This window comes from Stenotrophomonas sp. GbtcB23 (genome assembly GCF_019091045.1).
Taxonomy (GTDB): Bacteria; Pseudomonadota; Gammaproteobacteria; order Xanthomonadales; family Xanthomonadaceae; genus Stenotrophomonas; species Stenotrophomonas rhizophila_A.
Genome location: NZ_JAGXKC010000378.1, coordinates 1 through 277 on the forward strand (window position 1 = coordinate 1; position 277 = coordinate 277).

The 277-nt window shown below is 63.2% G+C and carries 1 protein-coding gene; it reads right to left on the reverse strand.

What is annotated here, in order from left to right:
• A partial coding sequence (locus KVS69_RS19475; protein ID WP_217539619.1) for a cytochrome c3 family protein occupies nucleotides 1–239 on the reverse strand: 239 nt, incomplete at its 3' end.
• Between the last annotated feature and the right edge of the window lie 38 nt (nucleotides 240–277).

Consider the following 277-nt stretch of genomic DNA (forward strand, 5'->3'; position numbering starts at 1 on the left):
TGATGAGGGTTTGGTTCCCACGGCGTCTTGGCCGCGAGCGCGGCATAATTGCCGTGACATTGCGTGCAGGTCGCCTCGGCCACCGGCTCGTTGAAGGCGGCGGCTCCGTGACAGGTGGAGCAGACCAGTCCGGCCGTCGTATGGCGGTCGATAAGAAGGCTTTGTTGCGCCTGCGCCAATGCTGGCGGGATGATCGCGGGAAGATGGAACTCCAGCGCCTCCAAGGCACTCAGGCTCATCGGCTGATTGGAATCCGAAGCCTGCGGCGGAAGAAGGA